This is a genomic window from Terrabacter sp. MAHUQ-38, assembly GCF_014518425.1.
Lineage (GTDB): Bacteria > Actinomycetota > Actinomycetes > Actinomycetales > Dermatophilaceae > Terrabacter.
Genome location: NZ_JACVCU010000006.1, coordinates 119,502 through 144,352, shown reverse-complemented (window position 1 = coordinate 144,352; position 24,851 = coordinate 119,502). Strand labels below are relative to the sequence as shown.

General features: G+C 70.8%; 20 protein-coding genes. 12 read left to right on the top strand and 8 right to left on the bottom strand.

From position 1 onward, the window contains the following. Positions 1–83: 83 nt before the first annotated feature. From H9I49_RS21210 to H9I49_RS21195, 4 genes are all read right to left on the bottom strand, one after another. Positions 84–965, bottom strand: coding sequence for an SGNH/GDSL hydrolase family protein (locus tag H9I49_RS21210; RefSeq protein ID WP_188032387.1), 882 nt, complete (start codon positions 963–965; stop codon positions 84–86). Next, positions 958–2,073 carry an esterase family protein gene (locus tag H9I49_RS21205; RefSeq protein WP_188032386.1) on the bottom strand — a complete coding sequence of 372 codons (1,116 nt, stop codon included), beginning with the start codon at positions 2,071–2,073 and terminating at the stop codon, positions 958–960. The genes H9I49_RS21210 and H9I49_RS21205 overlap by 8 nt, the downstream gene beginning before the upstream one ends. Continuing rightward, positions 2,064–5,414 carry a bifunctional lysylphosphatidylglycerol synthetase/lysine--tRNA ligase LysX gene (lysX, locus tag H9I49_RS21200; RefSeq protein WP_188032385.1) on the bottom strand — a complete coding sequence of 1,117 codons (3,351 nt, stop codon included), beginning with the start codon at positions 5,412–5,414 and terminating at the stop codon, positions 2,064–2,066. The genes H9I49_RS21205 and lysX overlap by 10 nt, the downstream gene beginning before the upstream one ends. A gap of 101 nt (positions 5,415–5,515) precedes the next feature. Then, the gene (locus H9I49_RS21195) at positions 5,516–6,109 is read right to left on the bottom strand and encodes a TetR/AcrR family transcriptional regulator (protein ID WP_188032384.1); all 594 of its coding nucleotides are present in this window, start codon (positions 6,107–6,109) and stop codon (positions 5,516–5,518) included. Between the two features lie 72 nt (positions 6,110–6,181). Here H9I49_RS21195 and H9I49_RS21190 point away from each other — a divergent pair, with 72 nt between their 5' ends. Beyond that, on the top strand, positions 6,182–6,742 hold the full coding sequence (locus H9I49_RS21190) for an NADPH-dependent FMN reductase (protein WP_188032383.1): 561 nt from the start codon (positions 6,182–6,184) through the stop codon (positions 6,740–6,742). Between the two features lie 111 nt (positions 6,743–6,853). Here the strand turns inward: H9I49_RS21190 and H9I49_RS21185 are convergent, their stop codons facing one another. Further along, positions 6,854–7,327 carry a MarR family winged helix-turn-helix transcriptional regulator gene (locus H9I49_RS21185; RefSeq protein ID WP_188032382.1) on the bottom strand — a complete coding sequence of 158 codons (474 nt, stop codon included), beginning with the start codon at positions 7,325–7,327 and terminating at the stop codon, positions 6,854–6,856. 72 nt (positions 7,328–7,399) lie between these two features. Here H9I49_RS21185 and H9I49_RS21180 point away from each other — a divergent pair, with 72 nt between their 5' ends. Together H9I49_RS21180 and H9I49_RS21175 are read left to right on the top strand one after the other, a co-directional pair. Beyond that, positions 7,400–7,597 (top strand): hypothetical protein, encoded by a 198-nt coding sequence (locus H9I49_RS21180; RefSeq protein WP_188032381.1) that lies wholly within the window; start codon positions 7,400–7,402, stop codon positions 7,595–7,597. A 107-nt stretch (positions 7,598–7,704) separates the two neighbouring features. Next, on the top strand, positions 7,705–8,031 hold the full coding sequence (locus H9I49_RS21175; RefSeq protein ID WP_188032380.1) for a hypothetical protein: 327 nt from the start codon (positions 7,705–7,707) through the stop codon (positions 8,029–8,031). 20 nt (positions 8,032–8,051) lie between these two features. Here H9I49_RS21175 and H9I49_RS21170 read toward each other — a convergent pair whose 3' ends face one another. The 3 genes from H9I49_RS21170 to H9I49_RS21160 form a co-directional block, all read right to left on the bottom strand. Next, on the bottom strand, positions 8,052–9,053 hold the full coding sequence (locus tag H9I49_RS21170; protein ID WP_188032379.1) for an aldose epimerase family protein: 1,002 nt from the start codon (positions 9,051–9,053) through the stop codon (positions 8,052–8,054). Positions 9,054–9,191: 138 nt separating this feature from the next. Further along, positions 9,192–10,664 carry a family 43 glycosylhydrolase gene (locus tag H9I49_RS21165; protein ID WP_188032378.1) on the bottom strand — a complete coding sequence of 491 codons (1,473 nt, stop codon included), beginning with the start codon at positions 10,662–10,664 and terminating at the stop codon, positions 9,192–9,194. Positions 10,665–10,673: 9 nt separating this feature from the next. Beyond that, positions 10,674–13,226: an alpha-L-arabinofuranosidase C-terminal domain-containing protein gene (locus H9I49_RS21160; protein ID WP_188032377.1), complete on the bottom strand. Its 2,553-nt coding sequence runs from the start codon at positions 13,224–13,226 to the stop codon at positions 10,674–10,676. 277 nt (positions 13,227–13,503) lie between these two features. On the opposite strand from H9I49_RS21160, the gene H9I49_RS21155 reads away from it, so the two are divergent. The 9 genes from H9I49_RS21155 to chvE all read left to right on the top strand — a co-directional run bounded on the left by H9I49_RS21155 (position 13,504) and on the right by chvE (position 24,798). Further along, positions 13,504–14,499 carry an ABC transporter substrate-binding protein gene (locus H9I49_RS21155; RefSeq protein WP_370587687.1) on the top strand — a complete coding sequence of 332 codons (996 nt, stop codon included), beginning with the start codon at positions 13,504–13,506 and terminating at the stop codon, positions 14,497–14,499. A gap of 129 nt (positions 14,500–14,628) precedes the next feature. After that, positions 14,629–16,203: a sugar ABC transporter ATP-binding protein gene (locus tag H9I49_RS21150; protein ID WP_188032376.1), complete on the top strand. Its 1,575-nt coding sequence runs from the start codon at positions 14,629–14,631 to the stop codon at positions 16,201–16,203. Further along, a complete protein-coding gene (locus H9I49_RS21145) occupies positions 16,200–17,363 on the top strand; it encodes an ABC transporter permease (protein WP_188032375.1) in 1,164 nt (387 codons plus the stop codon). Before H9I49_RS21150 ends, H9I49_RS21145 begins: the two co-directional genes overlap by 4 nt. Further along, positions 17,360–18,364, top strand: a complete 1,005-nt coding sequence (gene yjfF, locus H9I49_RS21140; protein WP_188032374.1) for a galactofuranose ABC transporter, permease protein YjfF — start codon at positions 17,360–17,362, stop codon at positions 18,362–18,364. Before H9I49_RS21145 ends, yjfF begins: the two co-directional genes overlap by 4 nt. Next, positions 18,361–19,392 (top strand): LacI family DNA-binding transcriptional regulator, encoded by a 1,032-nt coding sequence (locus tag H9I49_RS21135; protein WP_223129056.1) that lies wholly within the window; start codon positions 18,361–18,363, stop codon positions 19,390–19,392. The genes yjfF and H9I49_RS21135 overlap by 4 nt, the downstream gene beginning before the upstream one ends. Next, a complete protein-coding gene (gene araB / locus H9I49_RS21130; protein WP_188032373.1) occupies positions 19,389–21,152 on the top strand; it encodes a ribulokinase in 1,764 nt (587 codons plus the stop codon). The genes H9I49_RS21135 and araB overlap by 4 nt, the downstream gene beginning before the upstream one ends. Next, a complete protein-coding gene (locus tag H9I49_RS21125; RefSeq protein ID WP_188032372.1) occupies positions 21,149–21,826 on the top strand; it encodes an L-ribulose-5-phosphate 4-epimerase in 678 nt (225 codons plus the stop codon). The genes araB and H9I49_RS21125 overlap by 4 nt, the downstream gene beginning before the upstream one ends. 70 nt (positions 21,827–21,896) lie before the next feature. Continuing rightward, positions 21,897–23,438: an L-arabinose isomerase gene (araA, locus tag H9I49_RS21120; protein WP_188032371.1), complete on the top strand. Its 1,542-nt coding sequence runs from the start codon at positions 21,897–21,899 to the stop codon at positions 23,436–23,438. 265 nt (positions 23,439–23,703) lie between these two features. Next, positions 23,704–24,798 (top strand): multiple monosaccharide ABC transporter substrate-binding protein, encoded by a 1,095-nt coding sequence (gene chvE, locus H9I49_RS21115; RefSeq protein ID WP_370587686.1) that lies wholly within the window; start codon positions 23,704–23,706, stop codon positions 24,796–24,798. Positions 24,799–24,851: the final 53 nt, after the last annotated feature.

Here is a 24,851-nt window from a genome sequence, read left to right as displayed (position 1 = left end):
CGTCAACGGTCGTCGGTCCGGCTCGCCTGCGGGAGTTGAAGACCCGCGAGAAGGGGTATGGGATCGGAGTCCCGTCGATGCGGTCAGACGCGGCGCCAGGCCAGGACGGCCCCGGCGTCCTCGAGGCTGTCGACGACGGCCGTCGTGAGGAGCCTGTGGCCTTTCGCGTTGGGGTGGTCACCGTCGTCCAGGAGGTCGCCCGTGGGGTCGCGCGTGCCGTCGACGCCCTTGAGCGGCGTGTACGCGTCGACGTAGAGCGCGCCGGTCGACGAGGCCACCGCCGCGACCGAGCCGTTGACGAGGCGCGTCAGGGCGTCGCTGCCCAGGACGAAGTCCTCGCCGAGCGCGGTGCCGACCGACCCGTCGACCGTGACGTTCCAGTAGCCGAGGACGGCGACCCGGAGGTCCGGCCGCGCGTCGAGGTGCCTGATGTGGTCGATGATGCGGGTCAGCCCGTCGCGCAGACGCTGCAGCGTCGCCGACCAGCATCCGGAGGAGGAGGCGGGAAGGCACGCGGGGTCGTCGACGCGGTCGAGGTCGAAGTCGTTGGCACCGACCTCGACGACGACGAGGTCGGCCCGCGCGAGGTCGTCGCGCGTCGAGGCGGCCTGCAGGTCGTCCTCCACGTCGGCGGTCGTCCACCCGCCGTTGGCGTCGTTGTGCACCTCCCAGTGGCGGCCCGTGAGTGCCGTGAGCCTGGTGCCGAGCTGCTCGACGAAGCCGTTGCAGTCGCACGTCGTCGCGGCAGGCACCGAGTCACCGAGCCCGACGAGGGTGAGTGGTCCCGGCGGCCGCGAGCGTGCAGTGGTCGGCGGCGTGCTGCCGTATGCCGTTCCGCCGTGCTCGGCCGGACGCCCGGTGGGTGACGTCCCGGGTGCGACCAGCAGCCCTGTCACCGCCAGCGCGACGTAGGCGATGACCCCGACGAGCAGCGCGGCGCCGTGGTGCGGGCGAGCGTCAGCCACGGAAGGGCGGCATCGTCCGGGCAAGCCACAGCAACGATGCGGGGACGAAAGGCGTGAAGACGGAGTCGCGGTGGCCCCCGTGGGCGAGGACGGTCGCGGTGACGTCGAGCGGCGCTCGGGCGACGCTGAGGAACTTCGAGGTCGTCGGGTAGGACAGCGGGTCCTCGCGCGAGGTGAGCACCCACATCGCGACGGGCGGTGGGTCGGTGCGCGACAGCGTGACGAGGTCGTAGCCGTCCTCCGTGGCCCTCGTGAGCGGGTCGTAGTCCGGGCTGAAGTCCGGGCGGAAGTAGCCGAGCAGGACGACCGCGGCGCCGAGGACGTCCGGGTGGCGCATCGACAGGGACGCTGCGCACCAGGCGCCGTAGGAGTAGCCGAGGGCGGCCCAGGCCGTCCGCGTGCGCTGGACGCGGAAGTGCCGGACCACCCACGACGGGATGTCGTGCGAGAGCCAGGTATCCGTCTGTGGCTCCCCGGGGGCACCGTTGACGCATTCCGTGTCGAGGCTGGCCGGTGTGTCGATGCGTGGGACGACGACGACCGAGGGCGCGAGGCGGTGCTCGGCGGTCAGCGCGTCGATGCTGCGGAGGAAGTTGAGCCGAAGGAAGCCCTTCGGTCCGCTCGGGAAGCCGTGCAGGCCCAGGATGACCGGGTAGGTGCGTGGCGAGCGCGGGTCGTAGCCGACGGGAAGGTAGACGTACACCTGTCCCTCGGCGGCCGCCCGGCGGTCGACGACCGTGTACGTCTGCAGCCGCGAGTGCGGTTGTGGGAGCGGGGGCAGGACCTTCGGCGTCAGGATGCCGCGCAGGCCGGGCCCGTGCACGTCGGCCGAGACGACCTCGGGCGAGCCGGCGCCGTGGTGCACCTGCACGGAGGCGGAGCCCGAGCCGGCGAGGTCGCCCCAGCTCGAGTAGAAGAGGTACTCGTCGTTGAGCGCCGCCCCGCAGAGGGCGACGACGAGCAGGTTGAGCACGATCACCTGACCACCTCGGACGACGGCGCGCACGACGGTCGTGCCCCGCCGGGGGAGTCCTGCGACGACGAGCACGAAGACGGTGACGGCGAGGACGGCGAGGACGACGAGCAGGCTCGTGTCGGTCAGCTCCATGCCACGCCCACCTCCCGGTCGGCGCCGCATTCGGGGAGCGGCCGCACGAAGGGGAAGGTCAGCACCGCGCGGATGGGGGTGTTGGTCAGCAGCATCACGAGCCGGTCGACCCCGATGCCGAGGCCACCGCTGGGTGGCATCCCGAGCTCGAGCGCGTGCAGGAAGTCCTCGTCGACCTCCATCGCCTCGAGGTCTCCGGCGGCGGCCCTGAGCGACTGCTCGGTGAGCCGGGCCCGCTGGTCGACCGGGTCCGTGAGCTCGCTGTAGGCGGTGCCCACCTCCATGCCCGCGACCACGAGGTCCCAGCGCTCGACGAGACCCGCCTCGGTGCGGTGCGACCGGGTCAGCGGGGAGGTCTCGACAGGGAAGTCGGTGTAGAAGGTGGGGTGCAGGGTGGCCGGCTCGACAAGCTCGGCGTAGAGCTCCTCGATGACGGCGCCCGCCCGCATCTCGGGCCTCAGTGCGATGCCGTGCTCGCCGGCCAGACCCAGGAGCACGTCCATGTCGGTGTCGAGCGTGATGCGGCGACCGACGGCCGCCGACACCGCGTCGAGGACCTTCACGACGGGCCACTCGCCGCTGACGTCGACGAGGGCCACTCCGTCCGTCCCGGCGCGCACGGTGTCGGCGTTCGGCAGCGGGATGACCTCCCGGCCGTGGACGCTTCGTGCGGCCGCCTTGACCAGTCGCTCGGTGAGGTCTCGCATCGTCGTGTAGTCGGCGTGCGGCTGGTAGACCTCGAGCGAGGTGAACTCGGGGTTGTGCGTCGCGTCGGCGCCCTCGTTGCGGAAGTTGCGGCCGAGCTCGAAGACCGGCCCGAGGCCGGCGACGAGGAGCCGTTTGAGGTGCAGCTCCGGCGCGATCCGCAGTGACAGGTCGATGCCGTACGCGTTGCTGAACGTCCGGAACGGCCGCGCGCTCGCGCCGCCATGGACGGTGTGGAGCATCGGCGTCTCGACCTCGAGGAAGCCCGCGTCGCCCAGTGTGCGCCGGATCGAGGCGACGACGGCGGAGCGCCGACGCAGGAGTGCGACGTCACGCGGGTGGACGAGCAGGTCTGTCGTGCGCTGCCGTGCACGCGCCGTGGGGTCCTCGAAGGACCGGAACGGCAGTGGGTGCAGCGCCTTCGCCTCCATGCGCCACGTCGTCGCGAGCAGGCTCGGGGTGCCGGAGCGGGACACGCCGGTCGCGCCGTCCACGCGCACGAGGTCGCCGACGTCGGCGAACGACGTGAAGGCGTCGAGGCACGGCCGGCCCATACGGGCCGCCTCGAGGACGACCTGGATCGCGTCGGCCCCCTCGACGAGTGTCACGAAGGCAACGCCGCCGTGGTCACGCAGGTCGCGGACGCGCCCGACGACGGAGAGCCGCTCGGCGGTGGCCCCGGCCCCAGGGAGGTCGCCGATCGGCGTGGTCAGTACCGTCGTCGCGCCGGCGGGATAGGCCTCGAACCCGGCTGCCCGCATCCGGTCCAGGGTGGCGATGCGGTGGCGGACCTGTTCGGTCCTGCGCGGGCTGCAGGATTCCGGGTCGACGGGTTCGTCTGTGGCACTTGCGATCTGGGCCAGGTGGTCGGCGTCGAGGTCGATGCCGGCGGGGCTCCGAGAGGGCCAGGGGAGGAAGCCCTCGACGGCGCCGGCGGCGAAGGCGACCTGGGGCAGCGACACGGCGTCGTCGTAGCAGAGGAAGCGCGGCTGCCACGCCGGCGCGTACCTCTCGTTGGACCGGTAGAGCCGCTCGAGCTGCCAGAACCGGTCGAGGAGCCCGAGGACGGACGCGCCGACCCGGGTGAGGGAGCCCGACCCGATCCGCTCCGCGTCCTCGAAGACGGCCCGGAACATGCAGAAGTTCAGCGAGATGCGGCGCAGGCCGAGCTGCGCGCACCTCTGCATGAGCTCGGTCACCATCAGCTCGGTGACCCCGTTCGGGGCGTCGGGGGACCGGCGCATGACGTCGAGGGACGCACCCGAGCGACCCCACGGGACGAGGGAGAGCACGCCGACGAGGTCGCCGCCACCTCCTGGCTGGGCGCCGTGGACAGCATGGGCCGTGACGTGCAGGACGTCGCCGTCGGCCGGGTCTGCGGCGCGCCCGAGCGCCATCGAGAACCCCCGCTCGGTCTCGCCGGCCCGCCACGCCTCGGCACGGTCGGCGATCTCGGCCAGCTCACCCGGACCGATCTCGTGCTGGCGCCGCACCCGCACGACGACCCCGGCGCGCGCGGCGCGCCTCACGGCGTGGCGGACGGGTGACATGGACGTACGCCGCACGTCGAACCGCGCGGGGTCGAGGACGGCCTCGTCGCCGAGGAGGAGTACCCGCATGCGTCCGGCGGCGGCATATGCCCTCGCTCCCCGCTCGCTCGCGCCGAGCACCGCTGGGACCCAACCGAACTCGCGCGCCTCTGCGCGCCACGCCTCGATCGCCCCTTGCCAGCTGTCGGGGTGGCCGACGGGGTCGGAGGACGCCAGCGAGACACCGGCGACGACACGGTAGGTGACCGCGGCACGGCCGTCGGGGGAGAAGACAGACGCCTTGTCTCGCCGCGTCGCGAAGTAGCCGAGCGAGTCGTCGGCGCCGTGCCGGGCGAGCAGCCGGCGCAGGGCGACCTCGCGGTCGGGTGACCAGCGGCTGCGCGGACGGGAGGACGCGAGGAAGAGCAGGACCGCCGCGATGATGGTCAGGCCCGCGGACGCCGCGACGACCTCGACGACCCACTCCGGAACTCGCACGAGCGCCCGGCGGCCGACCCCGCCGAACGCCTCCAGCACGGTCCCGACCAACGTCTCCACCTGTGACGCGGGGGCGCCGACGGCGCCGAGCAGCAGCCACGCGAGACCGAGGGTGGCGCCGGCCCCGGTGAGCAGGGCACCGAGCGCCAGCCACCACGAGCCGCGCTGGAGCCGACCGGTGAAGTCGTGCCGGATGCGCCACAGCCGCCAGAGCGCGACCGCGGCGACGCCCATCGCCACGACGTCGAGCCCGCGGCCCAGGTCACCGCGGCTCTCCCACATCCGCGTGAACGGCAGTCGCAGCCCCGGCGCGAGTGCCACGAGGCCGACATAGATGCCGAGCACTTGGAAAGCCGCGACGAACCACAGCCCGATCCGCTTGCGCCCGAGCAGTGCCCGGGTCGCGAGCGCCAGCACCACCACCGACACGACCGTCGGCGCGACCGGCACGTTGAGGAGCCCGAACACCTCCTCGCCGAGGAGGGGGTGTGGCCGCCGGCGGGCCAGCACCGTGAGGACCAGGGCCACGAACGTGGCGAGCGCGTAGACGCCGGTCAGCAGCCGAGCTGGACGCTGCGGGACCGGCGCCCCTGCGATACGGGTGCCCATGGGCGAGACGATCCCCCTTGACACTGAACAGCCTCTGGGCGCCCGCTGGAAAATGCCTCCCAGCGGGCGTCCAGCGCACGCACAGGCGCCCGCTGTCGGGCTCAGCCGGCGCGGACGACCCGCTCGACGACGTCGGTCCACGTCGCGAGGATGCGCTCGCGCTCGATGCCGGCCTCGAGCTGCGGGAGCAGGACCGTCACCTCGAGCGGCGCGAGCAGGGCCATCGCGAGGAGGGGCAGGTCTCCCGTCACACCGATCTCTGCCAGCAGATGGCGTACGTGGGCGGCCCAGAACGCGACAGCGGGCAGCGAGCGACCGTGCGTGCCTGCCGCAGCGACCAGGAGGTCGGCGTTGCGCAGGCTCTGGGCGAGCCGCGACTCGCCGAACGCCAGGAGCCGCTCGAGCGGCGGAGCGCCGGGTCCCAGCGGAGGCGGGCCCGAGATGACCTTGGCCTGCCAGCGTGCCTCGCTGTCGTCGAGCAGGGCGGCCATCAGTCCCGCGCGGCTGCCGTAGCGGCGGAACACTGTGCCCTTGCCGACGCCGGCCTCGGCCGCGACGGCGTCCATCGTCACCGCTGGGACACCGCAGCTGTCGACGAGCCGGTGGGCGGCGTCGAGCAGCAGCTCACGGTTGCGCGCCGCGTCACGCCGCTCCGGGCGCGCGTGCAGGTCGAACAGCCTGCGCTCGGTGGACACCTTCGTGATCCTAGGTCGGGGCCGGCTCGGGCGCCCGGGAATATAAGCGGACCACGGTCCGTTTGGCTGTGCATGACTACTGCTGCCAGCCCGCACACCCGCGTCGCCGTTCTCGTCGGGAGCCTGCGCACCGACTCCGTCAACCGCCGCATCGCCGAGTCCCTGCGCGACCAGGCGCCCGAGGGTGTCGAGGTCCAGATCATCGACGGCCTCGGTGCTCTCCCGTTCTACAACGAGGACATCGACGGCGCCGACGTGCCTGCGCCCGCCGCCGACCTGCGGGCTGCCGTCTCCGGCGCTGACCGCGTCCTCGCGATCACCCCGGAGTACAACGGCACGATGCCTGCCGTGCTCAACAACGCCATCGACTGGCTCTCGCGGCCCTACGGCCAGGGCGCCATCTCCGGCAAGCCGTTCGCGGTCGTCGGCGCCACACCGACGCCCTATGGCGGCAAGTGGGCCCATGAGGACGCGCGCCGCTCCGCCGGCGTCGCCGGTGCCGTCGTGCTCGACGGCATCGCGGTGTCGCAGACGACGATCGACACCGACGTCCTCGGCGACCCGCAGGTCTTCGGCCGCCTCCAGGACGCGCTGCGCGCTCTCGTCGACCACGCCGTCGTCGACGCCGCCTGACCACCACCCACCGACCGCGCGACGAGCACCGACTCGCGCGACGAACACCGACGCAGGGCCCGGACCGATCGGTCCGGGCCCTGCGGCACGTGAGGCTCGTGGTGCGTTCGGTCAGTCCGACGGTGTGGTGGCCGCGATGACGCGGGTCAGCGCTGCGCGCAGGGCCTCGAGCTCCTCGAGCCCCATCCCGAGGCGCTCGACGACCTGCGGCGGCACCTCGAGCGCCTTCTCCCGCAGCCGGCGCCCGCGTTCGGTCAGTGTGATGGCGAGGGCCCGGTCGTCGTCGGGGTGGCGCTCGCGGGTCACGAGCCCGGCGGCCTCGAGTCGCTTGAGCAGGGGGGAGAGGGTCGCCGGCTCGAGGCTGATGAGCCGGGCGAGCGTGCGGACCGTCAGGGGCGAGTCCTCCCAGAGCGCCAGCATGACGAGGTACTGCGGGTGCGTCAGGCCCAACGGCTCGAGGACGGGTCGGTAGAGGCCGATGACGTTGCGGGCGGCCACGGCGAGGGCGAAGCAGACCTGCCGGTCGAGCTTGAGCAGGTCGTCGGGTGCGGCGCCGGTCCGGGTGGTCGCACTGCTCTGGGTCATCTCGCCTCGCTCTCGGTTCCAACAGATGCATGTACACTAACAGTTAGTGTACTAATCAAATGGAGGCACATCATGTCGAGCCAGCGGTCCAGCGAGGGCCTGTCCATCGGCTACCGGATCGGGTATCGACTGCGGATGCTCGGGCTGACGCTCTTCGGGCCTGCCCAGCTCGGCGAGAGCAACGACCCCAAGGCGCGCCTCGTGCGCGAGAGGGAGGCCCGCGTGGCTCGGGCCCGCGCCACCCGCCAGCGCGCGGCCGACCGCGACTGAGGACCCGCGTCCCGGGGTCTGGCGCACGGGAGTCCCGTGCTCGTTTGCTGCCGCTCCCCGCCCGACCGGAGTACGTTCGAGACATCGGATCTGACCCGGGAGGTGCCATGGGTGATCGAGTAGGACTGTTCGTCCTGTTGGGCGTCGTCGTCATCCTCGTCGTCGGCTTCATCATGGTCGAGCCGAGAAGCTCACGCCGCGGGGGTGACACCATGGACTCACTCAACTCGCACCGCGACGACACCGAGCGCGCCCGTCGGGACCACCCCGAAGGTGCCGAGCGCTCGCACCTCGTCGGCAACCCGCCGGTCGACACCATCACACCCGACGGGTGGGGTGTCGCACGTCCGGGTGAGGGTGCCGAGCCCGAGGAGCTGCCCGAGGACATCCATCCCGAGCTGCACGAGGAGCGCCGCCACCGCCGACGCCACTAGGTGCCAGGGCGCCCGGGTCCTCAGCCCTCGCGGCCGAGGCGCCAGGTGGTCGTGCTCGCGTAGGTGTCACCGGCGCGCAGCACCGTCGACGGGAAGCCCGCCTGGTTGGGGGCGTCGGGGAAACCCTGGGTCTCCAACGCGACGCCGGCACGGGCGCCGTATGCCGTGCCGGACGTCCCGACGACCGTGCCGTCGAAGTGTGCCCCGGTGTAGACCTGCACACCGGGCTGGTCGCTCTCGACGACGAGGGTGCGGCCCGACGTACCGCGCAGCGTCGCCACGTGGCGCAGGCCGGAGCCGCGGACGACGAGGTTGTGGTCGATGCCGCCACCGAGGGCGAGCTGGTCGTCGTCGGCGGCCAGCGCGTCTCCGATCCGGGTCGGGCGGCGGAAGTCGAACGGCGTGCCAGTCACGTCGCGCAGCTCGCCGGTGGGCAGCAGCTGGGCTCCGGCCACGGTGAAGGCGTCCGCCGACAGGGTCAGCTCGTGGTCGTCGACCTGGCCCGAGGCGTCACCGTCGAGGTTGAAGTAGGCGTGGTTGGTCAGGCTGACCACGGTGTCGCGGTCGGTCGTCGCCGCGTAGTCGATGCGGACGAGCTTCGGTCCCACCGAGAAGGTCACCGTGACGTCGAGCGCGCCCGGGAAGCCCTGGTCGCCGTCGGGGCTGCGCAGCGCGAGCCGCACGTGCCGGTCGTCCTGCTCGACGACGGTCCAGTCGCGCTGGTCGAAGCCCTGGGCGCCGCCGTGGAGAGTGTTGCCGTTCTCGTTGGGGGTGAGCCGGTGCGAGGCGCCGTCGAGAGCGAACCGGGCCCCGGCGATGCGGTTGCCGTAACGCCCGATCGTCGCGCCGAGGTAGTCCAGGCCCGTGCCGTATGCCGTTCGGTCGGCGAAGCCGAGGACCACGTCGACAGGGTGCTCCTCGTCGGTCAGGACGAGCCGCCGCACGGCCGCACCCGCGGTGACCACCTCGAGACGGATGCCGTCCGCGACGAGCTCGATCGACGTGGGTGCGGTCCGGGCCATGAGGTGCTCCTGCCGTGCGTGGTCGGTGTGCGGTCGGTGTGCGGTCGGGGTGTGTCGTCGGGGTGGGCGGCCGAGGGTGGCCGCGCCGGTCCGGCGCGGCCACCCAGGGGTTGTGCTCGAGCGTGGTGGTTCGGCCGCTCAGCCGAGGAAGAACGTCGACTTCGAGCCCGACGCCGAGCCCACGACGAGGCGACCCTTGTCGTGGCGAACGTAGGACCCCGGGGCGGAGACCGACTGCAGGGACACGCCCTTCGGGCTCGCGAGGCCGGGCTCGCGCCGGAAGCTCGCCTCGGCGGCATACCTGCTGCTCCCCGCCTCGACGGGGTCGATGCGCAGTCCGGTGCTCGTCACCCGCACGAACCGGTCGGGGAAGTTGACCGACTGCAGGGAGACCGTGCCGTCACCGGAATGGCCCGGGACGAAACGGAACTGGCTGTCGGCCAGCTCGCGCACGTCGGCGTCGACCCGCAGGTCGTAGGCGAAGTGCCGGACGAACGACGTCGCCGAGTCGGCGGGGGAGAGCCGCACGATGGGCCCGCCCACCCCGACCGGCACCCCGAAGAGGGGCGTGCCGTCCGGGTGCCAGTAGAGCCGCTGGGCCCGCGCGTGCCGGTTCGGGTCGTACAGCGGGTCGCCGACGATGTCCTTGTAGTCACGGGCGTGGTAGACCATGACGTCGGTGACGCCGTCCTCGGCCACGGTGAAGCTGTTGTGGCCGGGGCCGTACTGCTTCGTCTGCTCGTTCGTCGTGAAGACCGGGTCGGGGCTCTTGCTCCACGACCGCCAGTCGAGCAGGTTCGCCCGGGCGTCGGCGGTGAGCAGCCCCATGCAGTAGCGCGAGTCCGTCGCGCTTGCCGAGAAGGTGATGAACACGCGCCCGTTGCGCACGAGCACGGCGGGGCCCTCGTTCACCTTGAAGCCCTCGGTCTCCCACGACTTCGTCGGGGTGGCGATCCGCACCGGGGCGGTGGCGAGCGCGAACGGCGAGGCCATCTCGGCGATGTAGAGGCTCGTGTTGACTGCGATCTCGGGCTCGCTCTGGGCCCACACGAGGTAGCGCCGGCCGAGGTGCTCGAACGTCGTCGAGTCCAGGGCGAAGGACGACCACGGCGTGATGATCTGACGCGGAGCGCTCCACCCCGAGGGGTCACGCGGGTCGGCGAGGGCCGACTCGATGACGTACATCCGGATGTTGAAGACGTTGCCGGCGTCGCCGGCCGCGAAGTAGATGTACCAGCGACCGTCGATCCGGTGCAGCTCGGGTGCCCAGATGTGGCCACCCGTCTGACCGGTGCTCGGACGGCGCCACACGACCGACTCGGCCGCGGAGCCGAGGCCCGCGATCGTGTCGGCCCCGCGGACGATGATCCGGTCGTACTCCGGCACGGAGCCGGTGAAGTAGTACGTGCCGTTGACCGGCAGGGTCACGAACGGGTCGGCCCGCTGCCACACGAGCGGGCTCACGGTCGGAGCTCCGTACACCTGGGCGTCGCTGACCGGCCCGCTGGACGCTGCGAGTGCGGGCCGGGTGAGGGCCGGAAGAACGAGTCCGCCTGCTGCAAGGCCGAGTCCACCGCCGAGCAGGGTGCGTCGCGAGAGTGGGAATGACATGTCATGCTCCTACTTCATCTGGACTCGGAGGAACGTCACCGAGTTCGGCTCGAAGGTGCGGGTGAAGGTCGGCGCGATGCCCTTGACGGTCGTCGTGACCGGCGCGATGGGCTGGGCGGTCCGGGTGTTCTGCGCCTGCGGGTCCCCCGAGATGACGGTCATCTCGCCCTTGCCCGTGACGCGCGCGCCGCCGAGGTCGACGGTCGTGCGCGCCGGCGCGTCCTGGGCGTTGACGACCTTGACGATGAGCTGTTTGCGGGCGAGGTCACGGGTGACGACCTGGGCGAAGGGCTCCGTGACGGCATCGTCCCTGAAGCTGCCCCACAGGGACCCGTCGAGGTAGAGCTCGACCTGCCCTCCGCGGATCTTGACGGTGACGTCGTACGTGCGGCCGGTCTCGATGGTGTTGGGCTTGGCGATGAGCGTCTGCTTCGCGCCGGCCACCGCCTTCTCGACTGCGCCCTGCGTGTTGTTCCAGCCGCCGAGGTTCCACCAGTAGTAGTTGCCGGTGTCCTTGACGCCGAAGCCGATGAGGAAGCCCTCGGCGCCGGCGGTCTTCGTCGCCTTGAGGTGCAGGTCGTAGTCGTGCCAGCTGACGTCACCGGCCTTGACGAGCGTGTCGAGGGCCGCGGTGTCGGACTGGACGTAGGCGCCGTCCTGCACCGACCAGGAACCGCGGTTCGCGAGCGGCGTCCACTTCGACGCGTCACCCGAGAAGTCGTCGGTGAACAGATGCCCACCGTCGGCGCCCGTGACGGTGACGTCGTCGTACTTCGCAGCCGTCGCCCAGGTGGAGAGGCCGATGGCCCCGGTGATCGGCTTCGCCGTCACGACGGCACCGGTCGACGTGCTCGGCACGACCTGGTCGCCGACGTTGTTCATGAAGAGCTTCTGCACCTCGTAGCTCGTGGAGCCCCACGAGCCGGCGTTGTCGAACCAGATCATGTCCGGCTTCCACTGCACGTAGTCGATGTTGGCGAGCAGCGGCGCGTACGACGCCATCTTGACGACGTCGGCGTTGCGCTCGAGGCCCGTCATGTACGCCGCCTCGGCGAGCGAGTTGCGCAGCTTGTTGTCGAGCGAGGCGTACTCACCGAGGAAGACCTTGGGTCCCTGCCGGTCGTACGTGTCGTAGCGCTTGTTGTTCTGGAGGAACCAGTCGGGACTGTTGTAGTAGTGCTCGTCGAGCATCTCGGTGCCGTGCGAGGTGTTGAGGTCCCAGAGCCGGTCGAACGTCGAGCCGGTGTCGTCGGGGCCGGAGTTCGAGATGACCGTGATGTCGGGGTGCTTGGCCTTGATGGCGGCCTCGAACTTCACGTAGTTGGCGAAGTACGCGTCAGGCAGGTTCTCCTCGTTGCCGATCGCGATCCGCTTGAGCCCGAAGGAGGCCGGGTGACCCATGGCCGCGCGCTTGGCGCCCCACTCGCTCGTCACCGGACCGTTGGCGAACTCGATGAGGTCGAGGGCGTCCTGGATGTGGCGCTGGAGCAGGGCGTCGTCGACGGTGGCGCGGTTCTGCCCGCAGCCGGTGACGAGGGCAGGCAGGACGGGCACGGGCTGGGCGCCGATGTCCTCGGAGAACTGGAAGTACTCGTAGTAGCCGAGGCCGTAGGACTGGTTGTAGCCCCAGAAGTTCGAGTTGGTCGCGCGCTCCTCGACGGGGCCGATCGTGTCCTTCCACTGGTAGCTGCGAGCCCGCGGGTAGCTGTTCGCGGCGTCGTACGAGTACATGCTGCCCGTGTTGACGAGGCAGCCGCCCGGGAAGCGGACGAATCCGGGGTGCAGGGCGGCGATCTTCTCGGCGAGGTCCTTGCGCAGGCCGTTCGGCCGACCGTTGTACGTGTCGCGCGGGAAGAGTGAGACCATGTCGAGGCGCAGCGTGCCGGTGCCACCGGCCTCGACGGCGAGGCGACCCGCGGTCGTCGACGCGGTGGCCACGAAGGTGCCGGAGTACTTCGTCCAGGCGTCGCCCCGGACGTCGATCGTCACGGGGGAGGCGTATGCCGTCGTGCGGGCCGCGTCGCGGAGCGTGACCGTGAGCGGCGTGCCCGCCGCGGCATCGGTGCGGGCCCACACGCTGAAGTCGTACGTCTTGCCGGCCTCGAGCCGCACGCCCGTGTTGTAGCCGGCGTTGCTGACGCCGAAGGTGGCACCGTCGGGGTTGGTCAGGGACAGGCGCAGGTACGTGCGGTTGCGCTCTCCGAGACGGGCGTCGTCGTTGACGGTGGCCGCGGTCCCGGAGCCGCCGCCGGTCGCCGAGGTCGCCCACGACGTCAGGCCGGTGTAGCTGCGGTTGTCGACGCTGGAGTACTCGAACGAACGGTTCTGGACGAGCTCCGCGTAGAGGCCTCCGTCCGCTGCACGGTTGATGTCCTCGTAGAAGACGCCGTACATCGAGTCGTCGATGGTCGGCCCGGTGGCCGCGGTGTCGACGGAGATGGAGTAGTCGAGGGGAGCGGGGGTGGCGGGGGCATCCGCGGCATGAGCCGTCGGAAGGCCGGCGAGCAGTCCGACGCCGAGGACGCCGGTCGCCAGACCCGCCACGACACGTGCGTGTGCCATGGGTGAGGCCTTTCGGGGAAAGGGGCTGTGGTTCAGGTCCGGGTGTCCTCCGCGCAGGGGCAGCACCGGTCAGGAGCAGCCCTGCTCGCGAAAGTGAGCGCTAACATAGCATTCGCGACATCGACGTCAAGCCCCTCAGAAAAATTGCGTTCAGGGCTTGACGCGATGCGATGTTAACGCTCACACTCTTGCCTCAAGTGGCCCGACGGCCACGGCGGACGAGGAGGTCGGCCGCATCACGGCGCCAGTGACGGCGTCCAGAGTTTGGAGGAATTCAGTGCTGAACAAGATCCTTCCGGTGGCCGTCAGTGCCGTGGCCCTTGCGGCCCTCACCGCCTGTGGAAGCACCAGTGGTCCCGGGGCGGGCGCTGCCGCATCCGGCGGCGCCGCGGGTGGCGACGCGATCGTCATGGGCTTCTCCCAGGTCGGCGCCGAGAGCGGATGGCGCACCGCCAACACGAAGAGCGTCCAGGAGGCGGCCAAGACCGCCGGTATCGAGCTGAAGTTCTCCGACGCCCAGCAGAAGCAGGAGAACCAGATCAAGGCGATCCGCAGCTACATCCAGCAGAAGGTCGACGTCATCGCCTTCAGCCCCGTCGTCGAGACCGGTTGGGACACCGTGCTGCTCGAGGCCAAGCGGGCCAACATCCCCGTCATCCTCACCGACCGTGCGGTCGACTCCGAGGACAAGACCCTCTACAAGACCTTCCTCGGCAGCGACTTCGTCACCGAGGGCAAGAAGGCCGGCGAGTGGCTCGTCGAGAACAGCAAGGGCGAGAGCCAGGTCAACGTCGTCGAGCTTCAGGGCACGACGGGCGCCGCCCCGGCCATCGACCGCAAGGAGGGCTTCGCCGAGGCGATCAAGGCCGCTCCCCAGATCAAGGTCATCGCCTCGCAGACCGGCGACTTCACCCGCTCCGGCGGCAAGCAGGTCATGGAGGCCTTCCTCAAGTCCAACCCTGACATCGACGTCGTCTACGCCCACAACGACGACATGGGCCTGGGCGCCATCGAGGCCATCGAGGCCGCCGGGAAGGTCCCCGGCAAGGACATCAAGATCATCACGATCGATGCCGTCAAGGACGGCATGCAGGCCCTGGCCGACGGCAAGATCAACTACATCGTCGAGTGCAGCCCGCTGCTCGGTGACCAGCTGATGGACCTCGCGAAGAAGGTCATCGCCGGCGAGACCGTGCCCGAGCGCGTCGTCACGGAGGAGACCACCTTCACGCAGGAGCAGGCCAAGGCCGCCCTGCCCGACCGCAAGTACTGAGCCCTCCCCCTGAGGGCCGCGGCCCACACGCCGGGCCGCGGCCCTCACCATAAACGACGGCCCCCGCCACCCTCCGGGTGTGGTGGCGGGGGCCGTCCACCCCACATCGGAAGCGAAGGACACGACGCCATGACCGACACGCCGAGCACGAGGACCGCCCAGCCGGGCGGGCCCGTGAGCACCGGCGCTCCCGTGGTCGCCATGCGGGGGATCTCGATGGAGTTCCCCGGAGTGAAGGCGCTGCAGGACGTCGACTTCCGCCTCTTCCCCGGCGAGGTGCACGCCCTCATGGGCGAGAACGGCGCCGGCAAGTCGACCCTCATCAAGGTGCTCACCGGGGTCTACACCGCGACCGCCGGGACCACGCAGCTGCAGGGCGGTCAGGTCGCCTTCTCCGGGCCCGCCGAGGCGCAGGCCGCCGGCGTCAGCACGGTGTACCAGGAGGTCAACCTCTGCCCCAACCTGTCGGTCGCCGAGAACATCCTGCTCGGTCGCGAGCCCCGCCGCTTCGGCTCCATCGACATGGCGGCCACGCGCACGCGCGCCGAGGAGCTGCTCGGGCGCATGGGCCTGACCATCGACCCGGGCTCGATCCTCGCCGAGCACCCCATCGCCATCCAGCAGCTCGTCGCCATCGCCCGTGCGGTCGCCGTCGACGCCCAGGTCCTCATCCTCGACGAGCCGACCTCGAGCCTCGACCAGGACGAGGTCGCTGAGCTCTTCCGCATCATGCGCCACCTTCGCGACGAGGGTGTGGCCATCCTCTTCGTCTCACACTTCCTCGAGCAGGTCTACGAGATCGCGGACCGCATGACGGTCCTGCGCAACGGGCGGCTCGTCGGCGAGCACCTGACCAAGGACCTCAGCCGGCTCCAGCTCGTGTCGGCCATGATCGGCCGCGAGCTCGGCGTCCTCGAGGAGGTCGAGCGGCTCGCCGCCGACGCCTCGGACGAGGCGGGCGGCACACCGGTCCTCGAGGCGACCGGCCTCGGTCGGCGTGGGTCGATCGCCCCCTTCGACCTGCGCATCGGCGCAGGCGAGGTGGTCGGGCTCGCCGGGCTCCTCGGCAGCGGGCGCACCGAGCTGGCCCGCCTGCTCTTCGGCGCCGACCGCGCCGACTCCGGCGTGGTGCGCGTCGCTGGCCGCGAGGTGCACCTGCGCACGCCGCGTTCCGCGATCTCTGCCGGCATCGCCTTCTGCTCCGAGGACCGCAAGGGCGAGGGCATCCTCGGCGACCTCAGCATCCGCGACAACCTCGTGCTCGCCATGCAGGCGGCGCGCGGTTGGGCGCGCCCGATCCCCAAGCGCACCAAGGACGAGCTCGTCGAGAAGTGGATGACCGCACTCGACATCCGCCCCAACAACCCGGACGCCCTCGTCGGCAAGCTGTCGGGCGGCAACCAGCAGAAGGTCCTGCTCGCCCGGTGGCTCGTGACGCAGCCCAAGCTGCTGATCCTCGACGAGCCGACCCGCGGGATCGACATCGGCGCCAAGGCCCAGATCCAGAAGCTCGTCACCGAGCTCGCCGCCGAGGGCATGGCCGTCGTCTACATCTCGGCCGAGCTCGAGGAGGTCGCCCGCCTCGCGCACCGTGTCGTCGTGCTCAAGGACCGCAGCAAGGTCGCCGAGCTCGACGGCTCCGCCTCGGTCGACGACATCATGCACCTCATCGCGACGTCCGACTCCGAGCAGGTGGCCTCATGAGCACCGTCCAGACCGCCGGCGCCGCTGGCGTCCTCGAGCGGGTCCGGGGCAGCCGGCTGCTGTGGCCCCTCGTCGCGCTCGTGGCCCTCATCGCGGCCAACGCCGCACGCAACCCGGGGTTCCTCTCGATCCGCCTCCAGGACGGCCACCTCTACGGCAGCCTCGTCGACATCCTCAAGAACGGCGCGCCGACGCTGCTCATCGCGCTCGGCATGACGCTCGTCATCGCGACCCGCGGCATCGACCTGTCCGTCGGTGCGGTCGCCGCCATCGCTGGTGCGGTCACCTGCACGACGATCGTCGGGTCCTCCGACCCGACGAGCCCCGCCGCCGCCCTCACCGGCATCGGCCTCGCGCTCGCACTCTGCCTCGTCCTCGGCCTGTGGAACGGCTTCCTCGTCTCGCTGCTCGGCATCCAACCGATCATCGCGACTCTGGTGCTCATGACCGCCGGCCGCGGCATCGCGATGCTCATCACCGACGGGCAGATCATCACGGTCCGCAACGACTTCTACCGAGAGATCGGCGCCGGCTTCCTGCTCTTCCCCATCTCGATCCTCATCGCGCTCGCCGCGCTCGTCGCCGTCGCCCTCGTGACGCGTCGCACCGCGCTGGGGCTGCTCATCGAGTCGGTCGGCATCAACCCGGAGGCCAGCCGCCTCGCGGGCCTGCGCTCGCGCACCATCATCTGGACCGTCTACGTCTTCGCCGCCCTGTGCGCCGGCGTCGCGGGCCTCATGATCAGCTCCAACGTCAGCGCAGCCGACGCCAACAGCGCCGGACTGTGGATCGAGATGGACGCGATCCTCGCCGTCGTCATCGGCGGCTCCTCGCTCGCGGGTGGCAAGTACTCCCTGTCGGGCACGCTCGTCGGCGCGCTCATCATCCAGACGCTGACGACGACGGTCTACTCGATGGGCATCGCGCCCGAGGTGACGCTCGTCTTCAAGGCGCTCGTCGTCATCGCGGTCTGCCTGCTCCAGGCGCCCAAGGTCCGCGAGCGCTTCCGACGCCGTCGGCGCAGCCAGGATCCGACGTCGCCCTCATCCCCGTCGACCTCCGGCTCTCTGGCGCCCGAGGAGGACTCGCCCGCCCCGACGGCCCACGAACCCGCCGGGGACGCGGCATCCGACTCGAAGCAGAAGGTGGCCCAGTCATGACCACGACCACCCCCACCAAGCGCACCGTGCCCGCGCTGTCGCGCCTGCCCGGCATCCCCGGCCGCGTCCTGCCCGTCATCGCGACCTTCGTCCTCTTCGTGCTCCTCTTCGGAGCCGGCTCCGTGCGCTACGAGGGCTTCACGTCGGGCCAGGTCTTCGCCAACCTCTTCATCGACAACGCGTTCCTCATCGTCCTGGCCGTCGGGATGACCTTCGTCATCCTGACGGGCGGCATCGACCTGTCGGTCGGAGCGGTCGTCGCCCTCTCGACGATGGTGGCTGCGGCGGCCCTGCGCGCCGGCCTGCCTGCCCCCGTCGTCATCCTGCTCGTCCTGGCCATCGGCACCGGGCTCGGCGTCCTCATGGGTCTCGTCATCCACCACTTCGAGCTCCAGCCGTTCATCGTGACGCTCGCCGGCATGTTCATGGCTCGAGGCCTGTGCTTCGTCATCGGGGTCGAGTCGATCTCGATCAAGGACCCGTTCTTCCGTGCCCTGGCGACGGGCACCATCGAGCTTCCGGGGGGCGTCGTCATCACGTGGAGCGTCGTCATCGCCCTCGCGATCGTCGCGGCGGCCGTCTGGGTGCTGCACCGCACGCGTTTCGGACGCACCATCTACGCCATCGGCGGCAGCGAGAGCTCAGCCACGCTCATGGGGCTGCCGGTCGGCCGGGTCAAGGTGGCGGCGTACGCCATCAGCGGGCTGTGCGCCGCGGTGGCTGGGCTGCTCTTCTCCGTCTACATGCTCTCCGGCTACGGCCTGCACGCCGTCGGCATGGAGCTCGACGCCATCGCGTCGGTCGTCATCGGCGGCACGTTGCTCTCCGGTGGCGTCGGCTACGTCCTGGGATCGCTTCTCGGTGTGCTGGTCCTGGGTGTCATCCAGACTCTGATCTCGTTCCAAGGCACGCTGAGCTCATGGTGGACAAAGATCGCGATCGGAACCCTGCTCCTGCTCTTCATCGTGATGCAGCGGCTGTTCATGAGGAGAACCCCATGAGCGACACCGTGTCACGTGCGCCCGTCATGCAGGACGTCGCCCGGCTGGCCGGCGTCTCGCACCAGACGGTCTCGCGCGTCATCAACGGTGCGTCGAGCATCCGGCCCGAGACTCGCGAGCGCGTGCTCCAGGCCATCGAGCGGCTCGGCTACAGGCCCAACACCGCGGCGCGCACCCTCGTGCGCGGTCGGTCGGCGACGATCGGCATCATCACGACGGCCTCGACGCTCTTCGGGCCGACCAGCGTGCACCGCACGGTGAACACGGCGGCCCGCGAGGCCGGCTTCTTCGCCTCGTCCGTGTCGCTCGCCGAGATGACCCGCGAGGGCTTCGACGCCGCCGTCGACCACCTCGACCGGCTCGCCGTCGAGGGCATCGTCGTCATCGCCGGCCACGACGAAGCGCTCGAGGTGGCCCGCTCGCGCAGCGCCCGGCTGCCCTTCGTCATCGTCGAGGGTGACCTGACCCGCGCGCGGCGCACCGTCGGCGTCGACAACGTCGCCGGAGCCCGCCTCGCGACCCGGCACCTCATGGACCTCGGCCACGTCGAGATCGCCCACGTGACCGGACCGCTCGACTGGGCCGAGTCACGGGCCCGTGCCGAGGGCTGGCGCGCCGAGATGGTGGCCGCCGGGCACCGTCCGATGGAGCCGGTGTCGGGGGACTGGAGCGCCGGGAGCGGTTACCGTGCCGGGCTTGCGCTGGCCGAGAACCCTGACGTGACAGCGGTGTTCGCCGCCAACGACCAGATGGCGATCGGTGTGCTGCGCGCCCTGCACGAGGCCGGTCGGTCGGTGCCGCGCGACGTGAGCGTCGTCGGCTTCGACGACGTGCCCGAGGCCGAGTACCTCATCCCGCCGCTCACGACCGTCCGACAGGACTTCGCCGCGATCGGCCGCGAGGCGATCTCGATGCTCACCGCCGCCATCTCCGGCGAGACCGACCAGGTCCCCAGCCTCATCGACCCCGAACTCATCGTCCGGGCGAGCAGCGCCCCGCCCGGCCAGACCAGGAGCCAAGCCACATGACCGAGACCGCCACCGTTGGCAACCCGCCGCAGTACGTCGTCGGCGTCGACTACGGGACTCTCTCGGGGCGGGCCCTCGTCGTCCGCGTCTCCGACGGCGCCGAGCTCGGTTCTGCAGTCCACGAGTACAGCCATGCGGTCGTAACCGACCGGCTGCCCGGAGCGTCCTCGGACACCCCGTCGCTCCCGCCCGAGTGGGCGCTGCAGGTGCCGCAGGACTACCGCGACGTGCTGCGCCACGCGGTGCCCGAGGCGGTCGCCGCTGCCGGCATCGACCCGGCCGACGTCATAGGCATCGCCACCGACTTCACCGCGTGCACCGTGCTCCCGACGACGGCTGACGGCGTGCCGCTGTGTGAGCTGCCCGAGTGGTCCGCCCGTCCGCACGCCTGGGTCAAGCTGTGGCGCCACCACGCCGCCCAGGGTCAGGCCGACCGGATCAACGCGCTCGCGGCCGAGCGTGGCGAGTCGTGGCTGCCGCGCTACGGCGGCCTGATCAGCTCCGAGTGGGAGTTCGCCAAGGCGCTGCAGGTCCTCGAGGAGGACCCCCAGGTGTATGCCGCCACGGAGCGGTGGGTGGAGGCCGCCGACTGGATCGTGTGGCAGCTGTGCGGCACCTACGTCCGCAACGCGTGCACGGCCGGCTACAAGGGCATCCGCCAGGACGGGGCGTACCCGTCGCGCGAGTTCCTGGCAGCGCTCAACCCCGACTTCGAGTCGTTCGTCGACGACAAGCTCGACCACCCGATCGGTGAGCTCGGCTCGGTCGCGGGACGGCTGACCGCCGAGGCGGCGGCGTGGACCGGCCTGCCCGAGGGCATCGCGGTCGCCGTCGGCAACGTCGACGCGCACGTGACCGCTCCGGCCGCGCAGGCGACCGCGCCCGGGCAGATGGTCGCGATCATGGGCACCTCGACGTGCCACGTCATGAGCAGCGACGTGCTGCGAGAGGTCCCGGGCATGTGCGGTGTCGTCGACGGCGGCATCATCGAGGGGCTCTACGGCTACGAGGCGGGCCAGTCCGGCGTCGGCGACATCTTCGGGTGGTTCACGCGCACCGGGTTCCCGGCGGACTACGCCGAGGAGGCCTCCCGTCGGGGGCTCTCGGCGCACGAGCTGCTGACCGAGAAGGCGGCGGCCCAGGCCGTCGGGGAGCACGGGCTCGTCGCCCTCGACTGGCACAGCGGAAACCGCTCCGTCCTCGTCGACCACGAGCTGTCGGGCGCCGTCGTCGGGCAGACCCTCGCCACGCGCCCCGAGGACGTGTACCGGGCACTGCTCGAGTCGACGGCCTTCGGCACGCGCGTCATCCTCGAGACGTTCCGCGACAGTGGCGTGCCGGTGACCGAGCTCATCATCGCCGGCGGTCTCGCGAAGAACCGCCTCCTCATGCAGATCTATGCCGACGTGACGCGGCTCCCCCTCTCGGTCATCGGCTCCGCGCAGGGCCCGGCTCTCGGTTCGGCGATCCACGCCGCGGTGGCGGCGGGTGCCTACCCGGACGTCGCCACGGCCGCCGCCAGCATGGGGCGGGTGGAGCGCGCGGCCTTCGTGCCCGACGAGGCCGGCGCGACGGCATACGACCCGCTGTTCGAGGAGTACGTGTGTCTGCACGACTACTTCGGCCGCGGCGCCAACGACGTCATGAAGCGGCTGAAGGCCCTGCGACGTAAGGCGATTGCAGGCAAGTCCGGCTCCGTCGACGCGACGGACACGACGACTCCCGAGCAGGAGTCCAGCGAAGGCGGTGAGGCGGCATGAGCGTCGCCATCGATGTGAACGCGACCATCACGAAGCTGCGGCAGGAGGTGTGCGCGCTGCACGCCGAGCTGACGCGCTACCAGCTCGTCATCTGGACGGCCGGCAACGTGTCCGCGCGGGTGCCCGGCCACGACCTCATGGTCATCAAGCCCAGCGGCGTCTCGTACGACGACCTGACGCCGGAGAACATGGTGCTCTGCGACCTGCAGGGCCGCGTCGTCGAGGGCGACCTCGCGCCGTCGTCCGACACCGACGCGCAGGCCTACGTCTACCGGCACATGCCGCACATCGGCGGTGTGGTGCACACCCATTCGACGTACGCCACCGCCTGGGCGTCACGTGGCGAGGCGATCCCGTGCGCGCTGACGATGATGGCCGACGAGTTCGGCGGCGAGATCCCCGTCGGGCCGTTCGCCCTGATCGGCGACGACTCGATCGGGCGCGGCATCGTCGACACCCTGACGACGAGCCGGTCGGCCGCGGTTCTCATGCGCAACCACGGGGTCTTCACCATCGGCAAGGACGCCCGCTCGGCCGTCAAGGCGGCCGTCATGTGCGAGGACGTCGCGCGCACCGTCCACATCGCGCGCCAGCTCGGCAACCCCATCCCCATCGACCAGGCCGACGTCGACTCGCTCTTCGACCGCTACCAGAACGCCTACGGCCAGCGCTGACCGGCATCCGGGCCCAGCCCGAACAGCCAGTTGCACTGCGCCACAACGGATCCCACGAAGGAGACCCATCATGACCGCGACCACCACGACCGCAACGACGGCCGGCCACGCCGGCGGCGCCGCGCGAGAGGTCTGGTTCCTCACCGGCAGCCAGCACCTCTACGGCGAGGAGACGTTGCGGCAGGTGGCCGACCAGTCGCAGGCGATCGCGAAGGAGATCGACGCGAGTGGCGTGCTGCCCGCGCGGGTCGTATGGAAGCCGATCCTCGCCGACGCGGCCGCCATCCACGCGGCGGTCCTGGAGGCGAACGCGTCGGCGGGCTGCATCGGGGTGATCACGTGGATGCACACGTTCTCGCCGGCCAAGATGTGGATCACGGGGCTCGACGCCCTGCGCAAGCCGATGCTGCACCTGCACACGCAGGCCGGGGCCGAGCTGCCGTGGTCCACGATCGACATGGACTTCATGAACCTCAACCAGGCCGCCCACGGTGACCGGGAGTTCGGGTTCGTCGGCGCACGCCTCGGGGTGGCTCGCAAGGTCGTCGCCGGGCACGTGAGCAACCCGGCCGTGGTCGAGCGGATCGGCGCCTGGGGCCGCGCGGCCGCCGGCGTGGCCGAGCTGCGCACGCTGCGGCTGGCCCGGTTCGGCGACAACATGCGCGACGTCGCGGTCACCGAGGGCGACAAGGTCGAGGCGCAGCTGCGGTTCGGGGTGTCGGTCAACACGTACGGCGTCAACGACCTCGTCGAGGTCGTCGACGCGGTGGCCGACGCCGAGATCGACACGCTGGTCGCCGAGTACGAGCAGACGTATGCCGTCGTGCCCGAGCTGCGTCGCGGCGGCGAGCGGCACGAGTCGCTGCGCTACGGCGCGCGGATCGAGGCAGGCCTGCGGGCGTTCCTGACCGACGGCGGCTTCAGGGCGTTCACGACGAACTTCGAGGACCTCGGCGGGCTGCGGCAGCTGCCCGGCCTGGCCGTGCAGCGGCTGATGGCCGACGGCTACGGCTTCGGCGGTGAGGGCGACTGGAAGACCTCGGTGCTGCTGCGCACCGCGAAGGCGATGGCCCAGGGAGTGCCGGGCGGCACATCCTTCATGGAGGACTACACGTACCACCTCGTGCCGGGCGAGGAGAAGATCCTCGGCGCGCACATGCTCGAGGTGTGCCCGACGATCGCGAGCCGGCAACCGAGCCTGGAGATCCACCCGCTGGGCATCGGAGGCCGGGAGGACCCGGTGCGCCTGAAGTTCACGGCCGCCCCCGGGCCGGGCGTGGTCGTCGGCATGAGCGACCTCGGGGGCCGGTTCCGCCTGACCCTCAACGAGATCGACGTCGTCGAGCCCGACGAGGACCTGCCCCGGCTGCCCGTCGCCTGCGCCGTGTGGGAGCCGCGCCCGAACCTCTCGACGTCGGCCGAGTCATGGCTGCTGTCCGGCGGCCCACACCACACGGTCCTGTCGACCGCGATCGGCACCGAGGAGTTCCGCGACCTCGCGGAGATGATCTCGACCGAGCTCGTCGTCATCGACGCCGACACGACACCCGAGAGCCTGCGCCAGGAGCTGCGCTGGAGCGCGGCCTACCACCGCCTCGCCGCACGCCTCTGACCCAAGACCCCCGGCGGCGCGGGCGCCAACCGCGTACCGCCTGCGCCGTCGGGAGCATGCAGCAAGCTCAGACAACTCAAGACCAGTGGGCGCACGAGTGCAGCCGCCGGGGGACGACACGGTCGGCCGCCGCACCCGAACGTTCCTCGCAGGGTCGATGACCCGGGCGAGGGCGGCGACCCACCGCCGGCGGTCACGACGCCGGCACCACCCGATCAACCGGCCGAACGGAGCAGGTTGACAACCGAAGAAATGGAGCACACCCGTGATTCGCAGAACCGTTGCGGCGATCGCCGTGGGGGCACTGGCTGTCAGCCTGAGCGCCTGCGGTCGCCAGACCGAGCCGACAGTGGCGGCCGGCGGTACCACCGAGAAGGGCACGATCGGCGTCGCGATGCCGACGAAGACCTCCGAGCGGTGGATCAAGGACGGCGACTACATCAAGCAGCAGCTCGAGTCCGCGGGGTACAAGGTCAACCTCCAGTACGCCAACGACGACATCCCGACCCAGGTCAGCCAGGTCAACGACATGGTGACCAAGAACAACAAGATCCTGGTCGTGGCCTCGATCGACGGCACTGCCCTCAAGGGTGCGCTCCAGGAGGCCAAGGACGCCGGCATCCCGGTCATCGCCTACGACCGGCTGCTGCGCGACACGAACGCGGTCGACTACTACACGACCTTCGACAACCTGAAGGTCGGGAAGCTGCAGGCCGAGTCGCTCCTCAAGGGCCTCGAGGCGAGCGGCGCCCCGAAGCCGTGGAACGTCGAGCTCTTCGCCGGGTCGCCCGACGACAACAACGCGACCTTCTTCTTCAACGGCGCCATGGAGGTGCTCAAGCCGAAGATCAACTCCGGCGACCTCGTCATCGCCTCGGGTGAGACGGACTTCAAGACGGTCGCGACGTTGCGCTGGGATGCCGCCGTGGCGAAGAAGCGGATGGAGAACCTCCTGACGAAGGCGTACTCCACGAAGGACGTCAACGGCGTGCTCTCGCCGTACGACGGCCTCTCGCGCGGCATCATCGCGGCCCTCAAGGGCAGCGGCTACGGCAGCGGCGGCAAGACGCTCCCGGTCGTCACGGGGCAGGACGCGGAGCTCGAGTCGGTCAAGTCGATCCTCGCCGGCGAGCAGTACTCGACGGTCTTCAAGAACACCCGCGACCTCGCCCAGGCCACGGTGAAGATGATCCAGGAGATCGACACGAAGAAGACGGTCACCGTCAACGACACGACCTCGTACAACAACGGCATCAAGAACGTTCCGACCATGCTGCTGGAGCCGGTTGCCGTCGACAAGGCCAACGTCACGGACGTGCTGGTCAAGGCGAAGTACTACACGGCCGACCAGCTGAAGTAGCCGAGCCCCTGGCCCGTGGTGCGGCGGGCGGTGACACACCCGCCGCACCCGGG

Coding starts and splice junctions, on each gene's coding strand:
- H9I49_RS21205 (WP_188032386.1), bottom strand. CDS start 2,073: ATGGAGCTGACCGACACGAGCCTGCTCGTCGTCCTCGCCGTCCTCGCC.
- lysX (WP_188032385.1), bottom strand. CDS start 5,414: ATGGGCACCCGTATCGCAGGGGCGCCGGTCCCGCAGCGTCCAGCTCGG.
- H9I49_RS21190 (WP_188032383.1), top strand. CDS start 6,182: ATGACTACTGCTGCCAGCCCGCACACCCGCGTCGCCGTTCTCGTCGGG.
- H9I49_RS21185 (WP_188032382.1), bottom strand. CDS start 7,327: ATGACCCAGAGCAGTGCGACCACCCGGACCGGCGCCGCACCCGACGAC.
- H9I49_RS21180 (WP_188032381.1), top strand. CDS start 7,400: ATGTCGAGCCAGCGGTCCAGCGAGGGCCTGTCCATCGGCTACCGGATC.
- H9I49_RS21175 (WP_188032380.1), top strand. CDS start 7,705: ATGGGTGATCGAGTAGGACTGTTCGTCCTGTTGGGCGTCGTCGTCATC.
- H9I49_RS21170 (WP_188032379.1), bottom strand. CDS start 9,053: ATGGCCCGGACCGCACCCACGTCGATCGAGCTCGTCGCGGACGGCATC.
- H9I49_RS21165 (WP_188032378.1), bottom strand. CDS start 10,664: ATGTCATTCCCACTCTCGCGACGCACCCTGCTCGGCGGTGGACTCGGC.
- H9I49_RS21160 (WP_188032377.1), bottom strand. CDS start 13,226: ATGGCACACGCACGTGTCGTGGCGGGTCTGGCGACCGGCGTCCTCGGC.
- H9I49_RS21150 (WP_188032376.1), top strand. CDS start 14,629: ATGACCGACACGCCGAGCACGAGGACCGCCCAGCCGGGCGGGCCCGTG.
- H9I49_RS21145 (WP_188032375.1), top strand. CDS start 16,200: ATGAGCACCGTCCAGACCGCCGGCGCCGCTGGCGTCCTCGAGCGGGTC.
- yjfF (WP_188032374.1), top strand. CDS start 17,360: ATGACCACGACCACCCCCACCAAGCGCACCGTGCCCGCGCTGTCGCGC.
- H9I49_RS21135 (WP_223129056.1), top strand. CDS start 18,361: ATGAGCGACACCGTGTCACGTGCGCCCGTCATGCAGGACGTCGCCCGG.
- araB (WP_188032373.1), top strand. CDS start 19,389: ATGACCGAGACCGCCACCGTTGGCAACCCGCCGCAGTACGTCGTCGGC.
- H9I49_RS21125 (WP_188032372.1), top strand. CDS start 21,149: ATGAGCGTCGCCATCGATGTGAACGCGACCATCACGAAGCTGCGGCAG.
- araA (WP_188032371.1), top strand. CDS start 21,897: ATGACCGCGACCACCACGACCGCAACGACGGCCGGCCACGCCGGCGGC.